This window comes from Polaribacter sp. (genome assembly GCF_049276715.1).
GTDB lineage: Bacteria > Bacteroidota > Bacteroidia > Flavobacteriales > Flavobacteriaceae > Polaribacter.
The window spans coordinates 1-2,472 of the sequence record NZ_JBASWY010000019.1; the positions used below are offsets into that span (position 1 = coordinate 1).

The following is a 2,472-nucleotide window of genomic DNA, read 5'->3' on the forward strand; positions in this document are numbered from 1 at the left end:
TCGAGGTGCTTAGGCAGAACGTGAACCCCAAGTCCGTATTCATCCCGCTTGGTGAACAACTCGATCTGTGCAAGCACTTGATTGGTGAATGACGTGCTCATAACAAAAGAGGGATGACCTGTTGCATTTCCCAAGTTTAACAGTCGGCCTTCGGAAAGCATGATGATCGAATGACCATCAGCGAAAGTCCATTCGTCAACCTGAGGCTTGATCGTCTTTCGTGTGATTCCCGGAGTCTTGGTCAGTCCCACTAAGTGAATCTCGTTGTCAAAGTGACCAATATTTCCGACGATCGCCTGATGCTTCATCTTGGACATGTGCTCGGCGGTAATAACGTCGTAGCAGCCGGTGGCCGTGATGAAGATGTCTGCTTCCGCGACTACGTCTTCCATTCGAGCAACCTGATAGCCGTCCATGGCAGCCTGCAGCGCACAAATTGGATCGACTTCAGTGATAATTACGCGCGCACCTTGGCCACGAAGTGAGTCCGCTGAGCCCTTACCCACGTCGCCGTAGCCCGCAAGAACTGCAACCTTGCCACCGATCAATGTGTCGGTTGCGCGGTTGATTCCGTCGACCAACGAGTGGCGGCAACCGTACTTGTTGTCAAACTTACTCTTGGTAACCGAATCGTTGACGTTGATCGCGGGGAACAGCAGCGACCCCTCGCGAAGCATTTCGTACAGCCGGTGAACACCCGTCGTAGTTTCTTCTGTGACACCCATAATTCCGCCTGCGATTTTCGTCCACCGCTGTGAATCTTCGGTCAAAGTGCGCGCGAGTGTTTCGAGAACGACCGTGTATTCCTCTGACGTATCAGCATCTGGCCTCGGGACAACTCCCGCTGCCTCGAATTCCTTGCCCTTATGCACAAGAAGCGTGGCGTCTCCGCCGTCATCTAGAATCATGTTCGGACCTTTACCGTCTGGCCACATCAGAATCTGCTCGGTGCACCACCAGTATTCGGGAAGGGTCTCGCCCTTCCATGCAAACACCGGAACACCGGCGGGATTGTCAACGGTGCCAGTTGGGCCAACGACGGTTGCGGCGGCCGCATGGTCTTGGGTGGAGAAAATGTTGCACGAAGCCCAACGCACTTCGGCGCCTAACGCGACCAGCGTTTCGACCAACACTGCGGTCTGCACCGTCATGTGGATCGAACCGGTAATCCGTGCACCTGTAAGTGGCTTGGTGACACCAAACTGCTCGCGCATCGCCATTAGCCCTGGCATTTCGTGCTCAGCCAGTCGAATTTCGTCTCGACCAAAGTCAGCAAGACTCAGATCTGCCACCTTGAAATCTGGTGCTCCATCAGCCGTGAAAAGGCTTCCCCTATTTGGATCAGTTGTGGTGTTCGCCATTGAAACTCCTCATGTATGTTTTTCCGGATATTTCCCGCACCCGCTGCATGCGAGCAGACAGCAAAGATGGCAAGAACTAATTAATTGGATTTCCACAACAAATTCCAGGGCTCCGGCTGCGTGGTTCCCCTAGTATGCCAGAGATCCGAACTGATGCATGCTGGCACACCCCGCCGGCCTCGTGTGAATTGCGAAATCGGCGTGATTTAGTGCAATCGGGGCGGGTTAGTCCCCGGTCCGGGAAGAGTCCGGGCCAGCCTGGGCATCGGAGCCGTCGATATCTAGCCCAGGGGCTTGGGGATCGGTGTGGCGGCCTCGGTCTAGATCTGGTTCAAGAAAAATATATTTCGCACTCGGCACTGCAGCGCGCAGTGCCTTTTCGGCTTTATCAATATCTCGTGCGATTTGCGTGCCCGTATCAGAATGGTGCACTGCGATCTTGGCCGCAACTATGAGTTCATCCGGTCCCGCGTGCATTGTCCGCAAGTGGATCACCCGCTCAACGCCCCCAGAGTCTTCCAGCGCCTTCCTGATCGCCGCAACCTGTTCGGGCAATGCGCTTTCACCCACCAGCATTGCAGTCATCTCAATTGCAAGAAAAATCGCAATAACGATAAGTAGCGTGCCAACACTCATCGCGCCTGCGGCATCAAACCGACCGTCGCCGGTGATCACGGCCGCACCCACTCCTAACAAAGCCAGCACCAAGCCAATCAGCGCGCCCGCGTCTTCTAATAGAATTACGGGAAGTTCAGGCTGTCGCGCGGCTTTTACAAATCCAAAAAGCGAACGGTTCCCTCGCGATTTATCTGCCTCACGCAACGCCGTACGAAATGAATAACTCTCAAGACCAATTGCAAGTACCAGCACAACAACTGCAATCCACCAATCATTCAGCGGTTCAGGGTGTTGCCATTTGTGGATCCCTTCATAAAGGGAAAAGACCCCACCCACCATGAACAGGACGATTGCAACAATAAATCCATACACGTAGCGCCTTCGGCCATAGCCAAATGGATGCTTTTCGTCAGCGGGTTTCCTGGCGCGCTTATTACCAATCAGCAGCAATATTTGGTTACCGGAGTCAGCAACACTATGGATCGCCTCTGAG

2 protein-coding genes are annotated in these 2,472 nt (G+C 54.0%); both read right to left on the reverse strand.

The window, feature by feature from the left end; all coding sequences use genetic code 11:
* The coding region (ahcY, locus tag WAO74_RS04935) for an adenosylhomocysteinase (protein WP_422160064.1) at positions 1-1,361 on the reverse strand (1,361 nt) is incomplete at its 3' end.
* Positions 1,362-1,586: 225 nt separating this feature from the next.
* On the reverse strand, positions 1,587-2,472 hold an 886-nt coding region (locus WAO74_RS04940; protein WP_422160065.1), incomplete at its 5' end, for a cation diffusion facilitator family transporter.